We start from the raw sequence: 16,851 nt of genomic DNA, 5'->3' as shown, positions 1-16,851 counted from the left end.
GGGAGCGGGCGGGTTCGGGGCTGGATCCGACCTCGGCCGCGGCGGACAACGGCGGTCCGCTCGAGAACCGGCACCGGGACTGGTCGCCGGCCCCCGGCAAGAGGGGTTGTCGTGCGCGTCTTCTTGCTTTGGGCAGGCCGCGCTGTGCGGTGAGGTCGGCGGGCGCGCCGGAACAGGGGTTGCGGGAGGTCACGGGCGACATCCAGAGGTGCCCGGGTGATCGGAGCCGGCGCCGCTGACGTGGTGGGTGCGAGTGGTTCGTCGTGGCCGTCACAGGCTGCCGTGGTCAAGGTGAGGGCCAACGGCGCCCGGCGCGGCCCACCGGGTGTCGCGCCCAGCGGGTTGCTCGATCAGTTTCCGGTGTTCCTGATCGGCCTTCGGATCGAACTCGGCGGCCGGCCGAAGCGAAGTCCACCCGGCCAGCCCGCTGAGGCTGGAGGAGGTGATCACCCGGGCCCGCGGTGAGGAGGAGTGACCAGGCTCGGTCCTGGGCGGTGTCATCGGATTCCCCGGCCGTTCCGGTTCGTCACACAGCGGTGGCGACCTGCCATCCGATCGCCAGCAACCCGACGACGATCGGGTGCACCTCAACCGCGGCGCGGGCCAGCGAGCGCAGCACCAGGATGACGCTGCGATCGCCCAGGCAGGCCAGGCGGGCGACCCCGTCGCCGTAGGCGTACGCGAACGGGGACGGGGTTCCGCCGTCCCGGCGACGGGTGCGGCTGACCCAGTACTCCGGGAGCACCAGCACGGCCGCCACCAGGGAAATCGCTTCGCGGACGGGCTCGACGAGCGTCCGGAGGACCACAGGAAGAGCGAAACGGACGGCGAGGCAGGCCACCACGACGACGAATGCCGACGTCGCCAGTGCGTGCGGGAAAGCCGGCCACATCAGGCACCGCCGGCGACGTCTTCGGCGGTGTGCGGGCCCTCCTGGTCCGACCGCGCGGTGGCGCCGTTGTGGCCCGGTTCGAACGGCAGCCGCCGCGCCGCGTCAGTGCCGGTCAGTACGCGGCTGATGGATGCCTGCATCCACTGGATCATGACCCGGACCTCGTCGTCGATCTGCCAGCGGTCCAGCGCGTCGGAGCCGATCAGCTCGGTGACGAAGTTCAGGACGTCCTTGCGGTGCGTGTCTCGCTCCGCCACCAAGGCTTCGACGACCGCTTGGACGTTCCGCGGATTCTGCGCCAGCTGCAACGCGAACTGGTCGAGGTCGCCCTGCTCGATCAGTTTCTTGAACGCCCGGACCTCGGCGTCGAGCCGGAGGGCGCGCTCAGTCTGGGCGTCCATCCTCAGGCGCACCAGGACGTTCGTCGAGAGCCCGTACTCCGCCCGGAGCCAGCGTGAGTCGAACTGGGCGGCGTTGGCCGCCTTCTCGGCGGTTTCGACGTCGGAGGTCTCGAGGGTCCGGCTCGCTTGCCGGAGCCCGGCCAGCAATTGGGGGACGACGAGCGGGCGGATGTCCCGGAGTCCCTTGGTCACGACGGTTTCCGGGTTCTCGACCCGCCACTGGACGTCCACCTCGGTGCGGAAGACGAACGCGTCGCCGGCACTCGGCAGAGTGACCTCCAGGCTGAGGTTGCGCAGCGAGAGGTCGACGTCGAACACCGACCGGTAGCCGCCCCAGAGCAGTTCTCCGGTCGTCGGCTGGTTGGTCCAGGAGAAGACGTCGAGCCGGCCGTCTCGGCCGACGAACACGCGGGCGACCCAGGGCCGCTGGGCCTTGTGCCGCCGGAGCAGGCTCAACCGGCTGACCCGTTCGGCGCCGACGATCGGCGCGTAGGCGGACGAGGCGAGCGTCCGCACGGTCGACTCGTAGTTCCGCTCCGCCGCCTTCTGCCAGCCACCGTCGGCCGGCGCCTCCGTGGGGGTGTCCGCCGGCGCGCTGGGACGTGGCGTCGCGGTCCGTTCGCGTTCTTTCCCCCCGGCCTCGGGGCTGATCGTCTTTTCCGTCATGCCGCCACCCTCGTTCCTTCACCGTTCCGGAGCGCTGCGCTCAAGCGAGCCGTGACCTCGGGCCGCAGCGGGTCCGCCCAGTCTTCGGTCAGTCGGCCGAGCAGGTACTGCAACCGTTGTGCGTCGCCGTCGTGGATCACCAGTCTGGCCATGAACCCGGCGAGCACGTCGAGCAGAGCCGGGTCGCGTTCGCTCGACCGAACCCAGCGGGCCAGGAGGAACCTGGCCAGATCGTCGCCGTCCCGGGACCGGAGGGCCTTGGCCAGCAGCTCGGTGACCCGCCGGGTGGTGTCGTCGTCCTGCGCGCACAGCGCCAGCAGCAACGGCCAGCGCTGCGCGCCGTGGGGCAGGACCGGCCGGTCGTTCTCCATCGACACGGACAGGTGGTCGAGTTCGAAACCGTAGAAGCTCGTCAGGTGCCAGAGACTGGTCAACGCGAGCCTGCGCAGACTGCTTCGCTTGCCGGCCAGCCACCGGCGCAGGTGGTCGAGCACCTCGGTCACCTTGCCGAAGGCCAGCAGCTTGGCCACGCTGAAGCCGGCGATCCAGACGACCTCGTAGTCGTCGCCGCGGTCCAACGGGTTGGCGCGCTCCGACGGCGTGCCCAGCACCCGCAACTCTTCGAGCGCTTCGAGCACCCGGCCGCGCCCGAGAGCGAAACCGTAGGTCGCGGCGGCTGTCCAGCGCTGCTCCGCTGTCCCGTACCGGCGCCACTGGCGGAGCCGCTCGATGACCGCCGGGCGGACACCGTCGTCCTGAGCGGCCTGGTCGAGGGCGATCGCGGCGGATCGCCGGCGGAGGGACTGGAAGTCGTCCCAGTCGTCGGAGCAGGCGTTCGGTTCGATCATCTTCGTGAACACACTGACGAAGTCCAGCCGGCCGAGGTACCCGGTCGCCTGGGCGGCCCGGACCCACATCATCGGCCTGCTGTCCTTGCCGACTTCGGCGAACCACGGCTCCAGCGCGGTGCGCAGCCGGTGGTGGTGGCGCCAGACGTGGTCCAGTACCGCGGTGGGGTACCGCGGGTCGTGGAACTCGATCAGTTCCATCGGGATCAGCTCGCGGCCGAAAGTCGCGTGTCCGCCGACGATCTTCGCGCGCAGCGCCGGCAGCCGGTTGCTCCGATCGTCCGCGAACAGTGACATCTCGCGTTTGTCCTTGTCAGTCCCCTTGCCGGTGAACTTGCGGCTCAGCGCCTCGGCGGCGTCGGCGACCAGCGTGTATGGCGACCGGTTGAACACCGCCAGCGCGATCCGGAACGCGGCCAGCCGCAATGCCTCGTTCAGTTCGGCTCCGGGAGATAGGCCGAGCAGTTCGCCGAACCACTCGGTCACCTGATGGCCCACCGCCTCTTTGGCGTCCTGTTCGACTTCCGCCCGGGTGCTTTCGCCGCGGGCGTGCTTGGCGAGGAGAGTCGCCATCCAAGCCGATTCGGACGGGCGGGGGCACGGCCCCAGGGCTTCCGCGGTCCACGCGGCTTCGCTCAGGCGGCGCAGTTTCCGTCCGAAATCTGCGGGGTCGGTGGGCCGGACCTCGTGTTCGAGGTGCTTCCGGAGCAGGTCCTTCGGGTCCGGTGCCTGGTAGTTGAAGGCGTACCGGCCGAAGGCGCTGACGTGCCGCGGGTCGTCGGCGGCGACCAGGACGCCGTAGCAGCGGGCTTCCTCGAGTTTGCCCCTGAACTCGTCGAGGATGGCTTCGGTGAGGCCGCCGCTGACCCGGCTCGGCAGCTCCACCACGTAGCCGGCGTCTTCCTCCCGGAGTTTCCCGGAGGTGAGCGACTTCGCGGTCTTGCCACACCCGAGCCGGAACACCCGGTTCGGCGCGAGCCGGTCGAGCAGGTGAATGGCCGTGGTCGTGCGTCCCGTTCCCGGCTGACCCCGCAGGAGGACAACGCGCCGTTTCTCCAGCGCGTCGTACATCTCCGGGTACCGGTCGATCGCGAAGTACCGTTCCCTGACCCAGCGGAGGACGTCTTCGGGCACGGGCCCGGCCGCGGGCGCCGCTTTCTCACCGAGGAAGACCTCGTACCGATGCCCGACGTGAACGTCGCGGAAGGTGCCCTCGCCGATGTTCGCAGTCGGTCCTTTCGGCGCAAGTTCGGGCGAGTAGTACTGCGCACCTACGACGAGGGCGTCGTTCACTTCCCGCCCGTTGTCGGCGGAGAGCCGCTTGTCGGCGTCGCGGCCGCCGTCGGCGGTTTCCTTGCTCGGCGGCTGGCCGGACCCGCCGGTGCCCGGTTCCTGCTGGTTCGTCCCCTCGCCTTCGCCGCCGCTCATCGGACCGTCCCGTGGCTGTGGTGCACAGTGCCGTTGACGTACGAACCGTGGATGACGGCGCTGCCGATGTTCGAGACCGGCCCGTTGACCACGCCGGCGGTGTGGGCGGGAGGCGCCGCGGCCTTCGTCTGCCGGGCGCTGCTCGCGTGCGGGGCCATCGCGTAGCCGGGCACGCGCAACCAGGATTCCGGGTCGGTGCCGGTGCGGCGGTAGCTGTCGGGGTAAACCATGCCGGCGTGGGAGCCGGCTACGAACCGCCGGTGGACGTCGTCGGACACGACGACGACCACCGGCGCGTCGGCCACCCCGGCGAGTACGGCCGAGGCCTCGTCGCCCGTAGCGAGCCCGTGAGCCTCGCCGAGATCGCGGCCGGCCGCGATGCCGACGGACACCGCGACGCGCCCCGATGTCCCGATTGCCTCCTGCAGGTGGCGCAACCACACCCCGAGCACGAGATCGCCGGAGACGGTGGGGGAGAGGGGAACGATGAACGCGTCGCCGGTGCCGGGCACGCAGTCCGGACGAGGGATGCCTGCTGCGGCGAACGACGCGAGCGCCGCCGCGCGGGCGTCGTCCGATCCCGCGGCCGGGGCCACCCAGATCGTCAGGGCTTCCGGTTCGGCCAGCCCCGACAGCCGTTCGGTGGAGACGCCGGGTACCCGGATCCACGCCTTCTCCCGGAAATCCTTCTCCGGCTCGTCCACCAGGACCGGTGTGAAGTCCGCGGCGGACAGGGTGGTGAGCCGCTGCCGGACGGAACCGAAGATCGGTTCGGAGAGGACCTGGACGAGGTTGGCTTCGGGAACCAGCGTCAGCGCGGCGCGAGCCGGCTTGGCGTCGCGCAGCCGGCAGACGTGCACCGGTCCGTCCGAGGCGTAGCCGCAGGCCGCCGGGATCGCGCCGCCGTGGTGCATCGCCAAGCGCAGCCGCAGCCGCGCGTTCGGCAGCCGGTCGTGGTTGAACCGCCCGAGCCACGCGTCGAGCTCGCGCACGAACGGATCGACCAGCGCGAGCTCGGCTCCGCTGTCCGCGATGAAGTCCAGGAACCCGTCACCAGCAGGCTGCCGGTGCCACGCCGCGGGCTCCAGGCCCGCGCCCGCGCCCGCCGCGTCCACGGCGGTGGTGAGCGCTTGCTGGAGATCGAACTGCTGCTGCCCGTCGCGGCTGCCGTACCGCCAAGCATCGACGGCGAGCAACAGCATCCTGGTGAAGTCGATGTGGTCCGGCAACCCGTCCTCCTCCGAAGATCGGTGACCCCTCCGGTGGTCCCGAGTCACTAACTGTGAGCCACGTCCTCGTCCCCGATCCCGTATTGATACGGGTTCGGCCGGTCGGCTACGCCGAACCGGGACAGCCCGGCGAGATCGTCGACTACGATCCGTCGGGATTTCCGGTGCACCAGACCGGATCGGTGCAACCGGTGCAGAGCTTTCTCGAACGTCGCCAGCGCGACTCCGGCCAGTGAAGCGATCTCGGTCTGGGTCAGCCCGACGTCGAGATCCCAGCCGTCCGGTGTCCGGACCCCGTAGGCCCGCGCGATTTCGGCGAGGACCCGGCCGACCCGCACCGGCGCCGGGCACGCGACGAACTCCGCTCGGCGGACGTTCGCTCCGGACAGCCGCTGGCTGAGCGAGCCGGCCATCGCGGCCCACGCGTCGGGACTGCGGTCGAAGAACGTTTTCAGCTGCGCGTTCCCGATCAGCTTGACGCGGGCGGGCGCGCAGGTCACCACGTCCGCGGAACGCCGGCGGTGCTCCAGCATCGCCATCTCACCCAGCAGGTCACCGCGGCCGCGCAGGCCGAGGAGAACCGGCCGGCCGAACTCGGTGTCCACGAACACCTTCACCAGCCCGTCGAGCACGACCAGTACGTGGTGGCTTTCCTCGCCTTGCCGGAAGACGTGCTGGCGTGGTCCGTAAGTCACGGTGGTGCCGAGTTCGAGGAACCGTTGCCGGGTGCGGGCGGACATGCGGCCGAGGAGGCTGCCGTCGGGCCAAGGCTGCTGATTCAGCTCCACTCCCTCCCTCGAGTGCCGCGGACGTCCATTGCGCCCTTCTCACGACGGGGCTCACCACCTCAAAGGACGGGATCGCGGGGGAAAAGACACGAGGGGAGAAACCCGTCGGAGGACGGGATGACCGGCCGGCGGGAGCGGGAAGCTCGGCGGGAACGAGGGGAGCAGCGCGATGCGCAACGGCAGCACCAAGTCGCCGGCCGGGCTGAAGGGCGGGGCGGGCCGCTTGGAAGCGGAGCTCGGCACGGCGTTGACGACGGTTTCGTTCTTCCAAGGCGCGGTCCAGCACGCGGACGACAAGGTGCGGACCGTCGTGGCCGTGCAGACGATGATCACCGCGATGGTGACCGCTCAGGCCGGCTTGTTCGGCGCACCGCGGCCGGCGTCCGTACCGCGGTTCGCGGTGTTCGCGGTCCTGCTCTGTTTCGCGATCGCTTACGCCTACTCGTCGTTCCACCTCGTGCAGGCCTTCCGGCCGCGGACGCGCGCGCCGTCGGAGCGGAACCGGTTCGCCTTCCCCAGTGTCGCGGCCGGCACCGCAGATCCGGTTCTCCGGACCCTGCGCGACCAGTGCGCCCAAGCCCACGAGCTGGCCGGGCTGCTGGCGGCCCTGGCGCTGCGCAAGCACCGACACCTGCGGTCCGCGCTGGCCGGAACCTGCGTCCTGTTCGCCGGGGGACTGGGGATGCTCGTTCTGACGGCGCTTTTCTGACGCGGCGGTCAACCGCCCGCCACGGCGGCGAGCCGCGCCTGGTCGCGGACGCACAGCCGGCGGTACCCGGTCTCGATGATGTTCTCGCGGCGCAGGAGCGCGAGTGCGCGGTGCACGGTCGGCTCCGCCGCGCCCACCAGGGCCGCGAGTTCGGGCTGGGTCAGCGAGACGCCGAGTTCGACGGCCGAGCCAGCCGGGATCCCGTAGGACGCGGCGAACTCGACCAGCACCCGGGCGAGCCGGATCTTGACCTCCCGGCTGCCGAAGTCGATCCGACGGCGGGTCGCCCAGCGCAGCTTGGCCCCTACGCTGCCGGACACCGCCAGCGCCAAGGCTGGGGTCTCCGCCAAGCACCGCCGGAACTCGGCCTGTCCGGAGGATCGTGCCCGCACGCGGCCGGCCGTGGTCACCGTGGCGATCCGCGGTTGGCCGTCGAGCGCCGCCAGTTCGCCCACCAGGTCCCCGCCGACCCGGATGGCCAGCAGCGCCAGCCGGCCTTCCGGTGTCATCCCGGTGACCTTCACGCAGCCTTCGACCAGCAGCAGCACGTGAGTGCTCGCCTCGCCTTCGCGGAGCAGCACGGTCTCGGGGCCGAAATCGCGCGCGGTGCCGAGAGTCAGCAACGCCGAGGCGGCCTTCGGTGGCAGGCCCGCCAAGAGGCTTCCCGGCGGGAACGGCGTGCGATGATCACTCAACGTCACACTCTCCTCAACCTATCGCATACTAGTAGGTCGTCGCTGCTAACTCTTGGGGTATGGGTGGCGGAGTTGTGCGCGTGTCCACACCATCTGAGAAGCAGTCCGGGGGTTCGTCCGGCGACGAGCAGCCCGACCCCGCGCCGCGTCCGTCGCGGCGGGTGTTCACCCCGGAGTACAAGTTCGCCGTGGTCGCCGAGTACGAGAACGCCCCGAATGGAGAGAAGGGCGCGATCCTGCGCCGGGAAGGCTTGTACTCGTCTCACATCATCGAATGAACACGAGCTCGCGACGCGGGATGCCTGGACGATGAAGAAGCCGAGTCGGGGACACCGGCGAAACGGGCGAAGAAGTCGGCCGAGCGGATCGAGCTGGAGAAACTCCGCCGGCAGAACCAGAAAACTGAACGCCGACTTGAGGAAAACTCGGATGGGTCGCATGCATCATCTTGGGGACTGCGCTCGAATCGCTAACCCGATCCAAACAGTCAGACAACATTCTTGCGGAACGGGTCTCAGATGCTGTAACGCTCGACAACAAGTTCACGACTACGTATCTGACAAGACGGTCCAGAAGCTTCATTCGAGGACGAGTACATGCTGCGCATTTCGCTGCTTATTTCCTCGGTCGTACTGCTGGTCATGTTAACAGCTTGCGCCTCTCCTGTCAGAGGCCGACCTGCTCCGACAATGGTTTCGACCACAAACCCGCAGAAACAATCTCCGGGTGCGCGGGTCGCCGCGACCGAACAACGCGATCCCGTGCTGTCCGCTTGAACCGCACAACATGCCCCGCGCCGACGTCATCCGGATTCAGGCCCTGTGCGTCCGCTCTTCCGCGTCGAGATCGAGCGGCGGGAGGCCCGCGGCCCAGTCCGTTGGATCCTTTGGTGGATTCTTGCGTGCCTGCACTTGGCCTCGTCGTGCGGCGATGCCATCGAAGCCGATCCTCCTGATGCTGGTTCTTGAATCGGACGCCGTCAGCTTGGCCGAGGCTGGGGGTGTACAAAATGGGGGGAACTTGAAGTGAGACTCGCGTGAGATTCTATGGAGACGAATGCGTCGCAGTCTGTGCGTCCGCCCTCATATTGATGCACTCGCTTGATAATCCCGAGCGGCAGAGCGACGTCTCGAGCCCGTCGGACGGTCTTGGGGTCGAGGCGTACGTGCTCCGACCATCGGCGTACGGAGATCGAGCCTGGGGTCGTGGCGATGGCGTGCGCAAGCGCATCGAGCGCGGCGCGCAGGCTGCTGACGCGCACCCCCCGATAGTGTCGGCTCGCACCCTGGCCCTTGACAAGCGTTGGTCGAGGGCTGTTTGCAGTGGTCCCAAGCTTGCTGCTCAGTGAGATTGGATTCGGCCGCGGCGATCGTGGTGGCCGGCGCTCAGAACCATCGTCGCCACGCCTTCTCGCCGATCTCGCGGGCTTTGGTGCCGGTGAGGTTGGCAAAGGCCCAAGCGTGCGCGGTGGTGTGGCCGGCGCGAGCAAGCGCGAGGGCGTGACCGTACTCGGCCGAGCTCCGGTTCCGGCACGTTGCTGGCCGAATCGGCGCGGATGGCGATCGGCTCACCGTCGGTGACCACCCGCCACGCGGCCGACTTGAAGAACAACTCCGGCCGCTTCGCGCAGTACACCCGTGCGTAGACGTCCTCATCGGCGCTCTCCTCGCGGCGCGCCTCCTCGTACCGCAGATAGGTCACCCCGGCGGCCTCGGCCAGCTCGCGGATTTCGGCTACGGGGCGCCGAAGCAGATCACTCATCGACGCCACCGCGAGCGGTCGCAGCTGCTCACCGGTGAGCAGGCCGATGCGGACCGCGCCGGTTCCGTCGGCGAACCGCACCAGATGGCTCATCCGGACCTCCTTCGTTCAGGGACGAACCCACGGAGTGCCGAGCGTGGCGGTCAACGAGTGCCGAACCGCCGGGAGCCGGGGCAGGCGGACGCGCCCGCCTGCCCCGCGTGCCCACCCGTCAGGGAACGATCTCCATCTGCGCCATCATGCCGAGGGTCGAGTGGTCGAGGAAGTGACAGTGGTACACGTACCGGCCGACGTAGTCGGTGAAGGTGGTCTGCACCCGGACCCACTCACCCGGACCGAGGAAGACCGTGTCCTTGCGGCCCACGTCGTCCGGTCCCGGCGGGCCGCCGTTGCGGTCGAGCACGCGGAATTGCTCGAGGTGCAGGTGGAACGAGTGGGGCGCACCGAAGACGGTGTCGGTGTTGCGGACGGTCCAGATCTCGGTCGCGCCGCGCTTGACCGTGATGTCCACCCGGTTGGGGTCGTAGACCTGCTCGTTGACCAGGCCGGTGAAGTTCGTCTCGTCGAACCGCATGGTGATTTCCCGCTGGACGGTCGCCGTCCCCGGCGCGGGCAACGGCCGCAACGTGGCGGGCACGCGGCTGCTGTCGACCGCGAGGCGCGTCACGTCGAACCGGAGCAACGGTCCCGAGATGTCCTTGAGCACCAGGTGCGAACCCAGGGGCACCTGCGAGAAGTCGACCACGATGTCGACCCGCTCCGCGGATCCGAGCAGGATTTCCGACCGCGGCACCGGCGCCGGCAGCAGCCCGCCGTCGGAGGCGATCTGCGTCATCTGGACGCCGCCCAGGGTGAGGCGGAACTGCCGCTCGTTGGAGGTGTTGAGCAGCCGGAACCGGTACTTGCGGGCCGCGACCTGGAAGTACGGGTTCACCACACCGTTGACGAGGATGGTGGTGCGGTCCGGGGGGAAGTTCGGGTAGACCATGGCCCCGTTGGCGTCGAGCTGGATGTCGCGGAGCATGATCGGCACGTCGTACTGCCCCGAAGGCAGGTTCAGGCCGCGCTCCGCCTCGTCGTCGAGGATGTAGAAGCCGTGGAGTCCCCGGTAGACGTTCTCGGCCTCGAGGTGGTGGGCGTGGTCGTGGTACCAGAGGGTCGCGCCCTGCTGGCGGTTCGGGTAGTGGTAGGTCCGGCTCTGCCCCGGGTCGAGCAGGTCCATCGGGTGGCCGTCGTCGGCCTGGGCGTTGTGCCCGCCGTGCAGGTGCACGTTGGACGGGACGTCCAGCTGGTTGGTGAACGTCACCTCCACGGGCGTGCCGGTCTTGGCGCGGATCGTGGGCCCGACGAACTGGCCGCCGAACGAGCGCACCGGCGCCGGCTTGCCGGGCAGGAAGGCGTGCTGCGCCGCCTTGATCGGGATCTTGTACACGTCGACGCCGTCGCCGCGCCGCATCGGCGTCAGCTGCTGCGGTATCGGCAGCCGCTGGGAGAACAAAACCCCCAGCCCCGCCGCCGGACGGCCCCCGCCCGCCGCGGAGCCGGCGGCCGGGGCGTGCCCGGTGTGTTCCGCGGCGCTCGGTTCCCGGGTCAGTGCCGAAGGCAGCAGCGCCGCCCCGCCGACCACGCCTCCGGCCGTCGCCCACCCCAGTAGTTTTCTTCGGTTCAACATCACCGCTCCTCGGAGCTCATGGTTTGCTTCGGCACCGGATTCGGCGCTTCTCCCCGCAGCGATACTCTGTCGTGAGGAGCGAGCGGGCATCTCCGTAAATGCGAAATCTTCACCGCACGGGTGAGAGCCCAAAGAAGGAATAGATCGGCTCACCGACCGGGCGTGATGTTTAGGTCACTGTGCCGAACGGCTGCTCCACCCTTTGGTCGCGGGTAATTTTCCCACCGGCGCGACCTGCTCACCAACCCGATCATTCACTCAAAAGGGACAACCGCTGAATGTCGCGGAATATGGAGAAGTGCTCGATGAGGTGATTCGGGATCAAGAGGCGATGCGGAAAGTAGCCAGGGGATCGCCTTGTGCAAGCGGAACGGGACGAGGCAACACAAAGGGTCCGTGAGCGGCGGTGTGCTGCTCACGGGCCCTGCAAGTGTGTCCGTCGGGCTGACAGGATTTGAACCCGCGACCCCTTGACCTGCCGCCGAGACCGGGTCGGCAGGCACGAGCGCCGGTGAGGGGACGGGCAAGCGTCCCGGCCATGGGCGGTCTTCGAGCACGGGGCGTCGGGGTTCGCCCCATGGAATGAGCCGGACGCGCTCGCCGGGGCCGCGGCCGCCGTCCAGCAGCGGGGTATACACCGCGTCGGGCGGCACCGCCACACTCGCACCCGCTGCTCACCGGCCTCGGGTGAGCGCGGTGATCGTCAGCCGGGTGTAGGCGAGCCCGTGTCGGGCGAGTCCGGCGAAGAACCGTTCGCCGAGGGTTTTGGCGACGAACGCAGCTTCGCCGACCCGCTGCAGCGGATGCTCGAAGGTCTCGGTGATCGCCAGATCTGGCGGGAGAGCTCGGCGGACCGGCGGTCGCTGCGTGAGGCCCCGGGCGAGCCCCTCCACGCAGGACGAAGGTTGCACGGCGGGCGGCGAGGGTCGCGGCGAACAGCCCGTCGGCGATACCGACCTGGCCCTCGACACCAGCGCGGGCTTCGACCTCGGTGATCGGCAGCTCGGCGAGGGCTTCTTCGCCGCCGAAGTACCCGGCCACACCAGCGACCGGGACGGCGACGATCTCGCGCCGGCCTACTTCCGCCGTGCCGCGGCTCCCGGTCCGGCACAGATGAAGAAGCTTGCCGTCCATGGTGACCGCTACGGTGGCGCAGGCCTGACTGGGAGGAGAAGTCGTGGACGTCACGATCACCGGAGAGCAGTGGGCGGCGGCCCGTGCCGCGCTCGCCGACGCGGGACAGCGGTTCGCCGACCTGGTCGAATCCGCCACGGTCCCCGGCGCCCTGGCCACCAAAGCATGGTCGATCGCCGAGACCGCGGCCCACGTCGTCGGGATCGCGTCCTCCTACACGGTGATGATCGACCCGCACTCCCCGCCCTCCGCCGGGTACGAGTTCCTGGACCTGGTGCCGGGGACGACCATCCATTCGGTGGCCGAGCTCAACCGGACGGCGCTGGACGCCTTCACCGAGCGGGACGTGGTCGTGCTCGCGCGGGGGATGCGGACCGCGGTGGCCGAGATCCTCGCGCGCAGCGAGGGGATGGACCCCGCCACGCCCATCGACTGGCTCGGGGGCTCGCGGGTGCCGGTCGCGGGAATCCTTGCCCACCTCGTCAACGAGCTGCTGATCCACGGCGGGGACATCGCGCGCGCAGAGGGGCGCGCGTGGGCGATCCCGTCGTGGCAGGCGGCATTGTTCGTCGAGCTCTTCCTCGTGGGGATGGTCCGCACGGACCCGGGCGGGCTCCTCGACGCGCGGAATCCGCCGGCGCGGCGGATCGCGATCGAGTTCCGCTCCCGCCACACGACCACCGTGACGCTGGTGCTCCGCGGCGGCCGGCTCACGGTCGAAGGCCCGGGCAGCGATCCGGACGCGATCGTGTCGTTCGAGCCGGCGGCGTTGAACCTGATGCTGTTCCACCGGCTCGGCAAGCTGTCGGCGATGTGCCGGGGAAAGGTACGGGTGCACGGCAGGCGGCCGTGGCTGCTGGTGCCGTTCATGCGCGTCCTCCGCATGCCCTGACGTGCGGTGGTGGGCCGAGCCGATCCCACCTGGTGCGTGTACGGCGCACCCGGCCGCCCGGCCCGCGGGAGACCCGGACCGGCGCGCGCTGGCGTGCGCCGATCTGCGAACGAGCGGCAGTTCGTCCGCACCACACGCAGTCAGGTCTTCTTCAAGGCCCTGGCGAACATGCGTACGTCCTCGACGAACAGGCCAGCCCACCTGACCCGGGCGCTGGCCGCGGCTCGCGTGTCTTTCGGCCAGTCTGATTTCTCGCTCTCGCCGGGACGCTACCCACGTCGGTACAGGCTGCGGAGGCCGCGCACGATGCCGGAGCGGGCGCAGGCCTACACACTGGTCACCCCGGCGCTGGGTGAAACTGTGCCCGGGCGACGTCGACGAGCAGTACGAGGGCTGCCTGTCCTTCTTCGATGTCCGCGGGCAAGTCCCGCGCTCGCACGTGATCCACGTCGAGCACACCACCATCGACGGCCGGACGAAGATCACCGTGTTCGAGCGCGGCGTCGCGCGTCTCGTCGCCCATGAGGCCGACCACCTGCACGGCACGCTCTACATCGACCAGATGCGTGACTGCGTCGACCCGATCCCGGTCGAGCAGTATCGCGGCACCGGCTCGGCCTAGAGGTACTGACGGCGCGACTCTGGCGCTACTGCTCTAGCAATGTTGTTCACATTGTCCTCTTTTGTCGTACCGCTTTGCGGGATTCGCCATGGGGCCGAGCGAGATCACGCGGATGAGCTGGGCGGCGGCGTCGGCGGGTGGCGGACCTCGTCGGGGATGCGGTCGGGCGCAACTGCCGCACAGTGATCCCACGCTGCCGGAACGGGGCGTCGAGGGGCTCATCGGAACTTGCTCGTGCGCGGTGGGTGGGTGATGAGCAGGTGCAGATTCGGGATGGGTGTGCATGCCCGAGGGCCCTACCGGACGTCGGCCAGCGTCAGCTCGGGGTCGCGACTGTCCTACCGTGGCGCTGTGCCGCAGGTCATGGCCTTCAGTTCGCGCCGCGTGCGGTATTACCCTGGTTAAACGGTCGCCCTGGCCCACGGGGATGCAGACGGTGGCCGGATACCGTGCCCGGCGCAGTTCACATCACCGGTGCGCCGGCGAGGATGCCCAGGTTCTCGCAGGTGGAGACCGGACTCGGCGGGTACGACGGCATGGGCTGCTTCTTGTATTTCTGGCACGAAAGATGCGCCCGCGCTGGGGGTTCGCCGGCGCCGAAAGCTCAGTAGATGACGGCCGGCGCCGGGCGTCAGCTGCTCGGATCGCCGGCGGGTGCTGCAGGTGGCCGTCGATGTCGTGTTGGAGCCCCACGATGCGTCGATGCAAGCATTAAAGTCGGGGCATGAGGCTTCTGCCCGCGCTCGTCGCCGCCGTCCTGCTCGCCGGGTGCTCGGCCGGGACCGGCGGCGCGCCGTCGCCCGCCGCGGCGACGCCGTCCTCCGCCGAGTCCAGCGCTCCCTCGGCGCAGCCGCACCGGCTCGAAATCAAGATCGACGGGACGGCGGTCCTGACCACGCTGACCTACAGCATCGACGGCAAGACGACGGAGGAGAAAAACGTCAAGTTGCCGTGGGACCACACCTTCAGCTTCGCACCTCACACCGGCAAGCACGTCTACAACGTCGTCATGCGGTCCGGCGGCGGCGACGTGAACGCGACGGCCACAGTGGACGGACAGCCGTGGGGCCGGAGCACCGGTAGCGGGGACGGCGAGTCGACCCAGTCGCTCAACGGCGACTTCAGCGACTGAACCCCTCCTCGGTCACGCCGTGGTCGAGGGCATCGATGCCGAGCACGAGCGCTCCGCAGGGCTCGGCGGACACCACGACGCCGACCACCTCCCCAAGGTCGTCCGGCGCCGCCTCCCCGCGTCCGCGAGCCGGAGCCGGACGTGGAACAGCCGGGCACCGGCGACTGTGCCGAAGCGGTCGACCAGGCCGGTGTCGCCGCCGTCCGTCCGCAGCGGGTCGCCGATCCCGTTCGGCGAGACGAGGGTGGCCGACTGCGGTAGCAGGCCAAGCGTTAACCGCCGGTCGTGGTGGGTGGTGCCTCACACCGGCGGGTCGCGCGAGACGCACCGTCACCGTCTGCATGTGCTGACAGGAATCAAGCCGAGAAAACGAGGCACGTCGCCTGAACGGAGCGAAGCCATCTGCGGACCGACCTTCACCCTGGCCCGCGCTCGCGGTCACCCGCGACGACGGCAGCGCCGAAGGCGTGCACGCTGCGGACACTCCCGGCCCCGGCCACCGCACCGAACCGGGCGTGTATCCAGGACCGCAGCGGCGCGCCATCCCCGCGGGCGCGAGGATCAGCTTTCACCACGTGATAATTACCGTCATCGGAAAGCCGCGAGGGCAGCCGAATGCCCGATGTATGCCATCCGGGCGTTTCTTATGCTTTTCTGGCCATTGCCCGATGAATCAGGAGCTGTTCGTGTCGATGAGAAAACTCTGCCCACCGGTCCGGCGCGCGTTCACCGGAGCCGCGGCGGCCGCCCTCGCCACGGCCGCACTGGCTGCCGTGGCCCCGCCGGCGTTCGCGGACAACTCCGCCTGCCCGGCCGACCGTGTGTGCTTGTTCCGCAACAGCAACTTCTCCGGCGGTCGCTACGTCGACAACGGGCAGATCTTGCGGCTTTCCCTGGCCCGCTGGGACAATGGCGGAAGTGTCGACAACTCGGCGAGTTCGGTGATCAACAACACCGGCCGGACGTTCCAGCTCCACGAGAAGTACTACGTCCCGTGCCAGGGCCCGACGCTGTCGGTCGCCCCGCACACCGAGTACGCCGACTTCTCCGCTGTCTACGTGGACTACCCGAACAACACGAAGACCTTCAACGACATCTTCAGTTGCCTGGTCGGAGTGTAGCTGCCAGTCCGAAGACCCGGCCCGCCGCGCGCAGCGGGCCGGGTCTCGGCATTTCCGCCCGCGCGTTACGAACGGTCGCAGTCGCCCTCTACCCCGCCGGAAACGTCGTCGGCTGGACCTCGGTCACCGGCGTCTCAACTCGCTGCGTCTACGCCGGGGGCGTCGAGCACAGCGTCTACGTCAACCCCGACGCGCGCGGTCGCGGAGCCTGCTGCGCGTTGCTGGCCGCGCTCGTCGCCTCGACCGAAGCCGCCGGGACCTGGACCATCCAAGTGGAGTGTTTCGCGAAAACACGGCGAGCAGGGTGTTGCATCGGTACATGGGCTTCCGCGAACTCGGTACCCGCGAACGGATCGGCCGACATCACGACCAGTGCGCGACGTCGTCGTGATCGAACGTCGCAGCCCGGTCGCAGGCACCATCGCCGGCGAATAGCGCCTATCGCGCTCCCGGGCGTCACAACGCCTTCACCTCGATCAGGCCGGGTGTCGACCGGCTGGAAGCGCCGCCGAAGGTCGGGCGGGAACACCGTGGTCGGCCGGGCCGGTTGTTCTGGCGCCGTGCCGGTTCCACACCTGCCGCCCCGTGTACCGCGGATTTTCGAGGATCCCGACGACGGTCCGGACGATCCACTCGTGCTTCGTCCGGTGTCGGTTGCGGTCCCGGTCGGCGCTCGAGGGACACGGGACGCCGCGGTCATTCAGCTCCCGCGCGATCCCGGCCACACGGAACCTGCCTTGACCACATGACGCCGTTGCGCGCCGGGCAATCGCCGTCGGTCCTGCATGGACCCGTCACACGGCAGCGTGCACATCGGTCAGCAAAGTGATGACCCCGGCACTCACAGCATGGTTGTCCCTC

At 69.3% G+C, this 16,851-nt stretch carries 18 protein-coding genes; 6 read left to right on the top strand and 12 right to left on the bottom strand.

The genetic code is table 11. The features are described from left to right. Positions 1-270: 270 nt before the first annotated feature. From ACFPLC_RS41610 to ACFPLC_RS41585, 6 genes are read right to left on the bottom strand one after another with little or no spacing between them, the layout of a single operon-like run. The gene (locus ACFPLC_RS41610; protein ID WP_378236129.1) at positions 271-501 is read right to left on the bottom strand and encodes a hypothetical protein; all 231 of its coding nucleotides are present in this window, start codon (positions 499-501) and stop codon (positions 271-273) included. 25 nt (positions 502-526) lie between these two features. After that, positions 527-892, bottom strand: coding sequence for a hypothetical protein (locus tag ACFPLC_RS41605; protein WP_378200028.1), 366 nt, complete (start codon positions 890-892; stop codon positions 527-529). After that, entirely contained in the window at positions 892-1,959 is a 1,068-nt protein-coding gene (locus ACFPLC_RS41600) for a hypothetical protein (RefSeq protein ID WP_378200026.1), read from the bottom strand. Before ACFPLC_RS41600 ends, ACFPLC_RS41605 begins: the two co-directional genes overlap by 1 nt. Further along, entirely contained in the window at positions 1,956-4,235 is a 2,280-nt protein-coding gene (locus tag ACFPLC_RS41595) for a hypothetical protein (protein ID WP_378200023.1), read from the bottom strand. Before ACFPLC_RS41595 ends, ACFPLC_RS41600 begins: the two co-directional genes overlap by 4 nt. After that, positions 4,232-5,464 carry a hypothetical protein gene (locus tag ACFPLC_RS41590; RefSeq protein WP_378200020.1) on the bottom strand — a complete coding sequence of 411 codons (1,233 nt, stop codon included), beginning with the start codon at positions 5,462-5,464 and terminating at the stop codon, positions 4,232-4,234. Before ACFPLC_RS41590 ends, ACFPLC_RS41595 begins: the two co-directional genes overlap by 4 nt. A gap of 47 nt (positions 5,465-5,511) precedes the next feature. Then, positions 5,512-6,252: a Crp/Fnr family transcriptional regulator gene (locus ACFPLC_RS41585; protein WP_378236128.1), complete on the bottom strand. Its 741-nt coding sequence runs from the start codon at positions 6,250-6,252 to the stop codon at positions 5,512-5,514. 169 nt (positions 6,253-6,421) lie between these two features. Between ACFPLC_RS41585 and ACFPLC_RS41580 the strand changes: the two genes are divergently transcribed. After that, positions 6,422-6,961, top strand: a complete 540-nt coding sequence (locus ACFPLC_RS41580; protein ID WP_378200015.1) for a Pycsar system effector family protein — start codon at positions 6,422-6,424, stop codon at positions 6,959-6,961. 8 nt (positions 6,962-6,969) lie between these two features. Here the strand turns inward: ACFPLC_RS41580 and ACFPLC_RS41575 are convergent, their stop codons facing one another. Further along, entirely contained in the window at positions 6,970-7,656 is a 687-nt protein-coding gene (locus tag ACFPLC_RS41575) for a Crp/Fnr family transcriptional regulator (protein ID WP_378200012.1), read from the bottom strand. A gap of 80 nt (positions 7,657-7,736) precedes the next feature. Between ACFPLC_RS41575 and ACFPLC_RS41570 the strand changes: the two genes are divergently transcribed. Beyond that, entirely contained in the window at positions 7,737-7,934 is a 198-nt protein-coding gene (locus ACFPLC_RS41570; RefSeq protein WP_378200009.1) for a hypothetical protein, read from the top strand. Positions 7,935-8,997: 1,063 nt separating this feature from the next. On the opposite strand, the gene ACFPLC_RS41565 is transcribed toward ACFPLC_RS41570, so the two are convergent. The 3 genes from ACFPLC_RS41565 to ACFPLC_RS41555 form a co-directional block, all read right to left on the bottom strand. After that, the gene (locus tag ACFPLC_RS41565) at positions 8,998-9,510 is read right to left on the bottom strand and encodes a hypothetical protein (protein ID WP_378200006.1); all 513 of its coding nucleotides are present in this window, start codon (positions 9,508-9,510) and stop codon (positions 8,998-9,000) included. A 118-nt stretch (positions 9,511-9,628) separates the two neighbouring features. Beyond that, positions 9,629-11,089 carry a multicopper oxidase family protein gene (locus ACFPLC_RS41560; protein WP_378236127.1) on the bottom strand — a complete coding sequence of 487 codons (1,461 nt, stop codon included), beginning with the start codon at positions 11,087-11,089 and terminating at the stop codon, positions 9,629-9,631. 674 nt (positions 11,090-11,763) lie between these two features. Then, positions 11,764-11,982 (bottom strand): hypothetical protein, encoded by a 219-nt coding sequence (locus ACFPLC_RS41555; protein WP_378200000.1) that lies wholly within the window; start codon positions 11,980-11,982, stop codon positions 11,764-11,766. Between the two features lie 284 nt (positions 11,983-12,266). On the opposite strand from ACFPLC_RS41555, the gene ACFPLC_RS41550 reads away from it, so the two are divergent. The 3 genes from ACFPLC_RS41550 to ACFPLC_RS41540 all read left to right on the top strand — a co-directional run bounded on the left by ACFPLC_RS41550 (position 12,267) and on the right by ACFPLC_RS41540 (position 14,869). Further along, the gene (locus ACFPLC_RS41550; protein ID WP_378199997.1) at positions 12,267-13,115 is read left to right on the top strand and encodes a maleylpyruvate isomerase N-terminal domain-containing protein; all 849 of its coding nucleotides are present in this window, start codon (positions 12,267-12,269) and stop codon (positions 13,113-13,115) included. Between the two features lie 352 nt (positions 13,116-13,467). Continuing rightward, positions 13,468-13,737 carry a peptide deformylase gene (locus ACFPLC_RS41545; RefSeq protein ID WP_378199994.1) on the top strand — a complete coding sequence of 90 codons (270 nt, stop codon included), beginning with the start codon at positions 13,468-13,470 and terminating at the stop codon, positions 13,735-13,737. A gap of 724 nt (positions 13,738-14,461) precedes the next feature. Continuing rightward, positions 14,462-14,869 (top strand): hypothetical protein, encoded by a 408-nt coding sequence (locus ACFPLC_RS41540; RefSeq protein ID WP_378199991.1) that lies wholly within the window; start codon positions 14,462-14,464, stop codon positions 14,867-14,869. A 416-nt stretch (positions 14,870-15,285) separates the two neighbouring features. On the opposite strand, the gene ACFPLC_RS41535 is transcribed toward ACFPLC_RS41540, so the two are convergent. Next, positions 15,286-15,441 carry a hypothetical protein gene (locus tag ACFPLC_RS41535; RefSeq protein ID WP_378236126.1) on the bottom strand — a complete coding sequence of 52 codons (156 nt, stop codon included), beginning with the start codon at positions 15,439-15,441 and terminating at the stop codon, positions 15,286-15,288. Between the two features lie 96 nt (positions 15,442-15,537). On the opposite strand from ACFPLC_RS41535, the gene ACFPLC_RS41530 reads away from it, so the two are divergent. Continuing rightward, a complete protein-coding gene (locus ACFPLC_RS41530) occupies positions 15,538-15,990 on the top strand; it encodes a peptidase inhibitor family I36 protein (RefSeq protein WP_378236125.1) in 453 nt (150 codons plus the stop codon). Positions 15,991-16,466: 476 nt separating this feature from the next. Here ACFPLC_RS41530 and ACFPLC_RS41525 read toward each other — a convergent pair whose 3' ends face one another. Then, the gene (locus ACFPLC_RS41525; RefSeq protein ID WP_378199988.1) at positions 16,467-16,715 is read right to left on the bottom strand and encodes a recombinase family protein; all 249 of its coding nucleotides are present in this window, start codon (positions 16,713-16,715) and stop codon (positions 16,467-16,469) included. Positions 16,716-16,851: the final 136 nt, after the last annotated feature.

The sequence above is a fragment of the Amycolatopsis plumensis genome (assembly GCF_042652605.1).
Lineage (GTDB): Bacteria > Actinomycetota > Actinomycetes > Mycobacteriales > Pseudonocardiaceae > Amycolatopsis > Amycolatopsis plumensis.
Note: the sequence above shows the minus strand (reverse complement) of the source record. Positions and strands in the feature narration are given on the sequence as shown.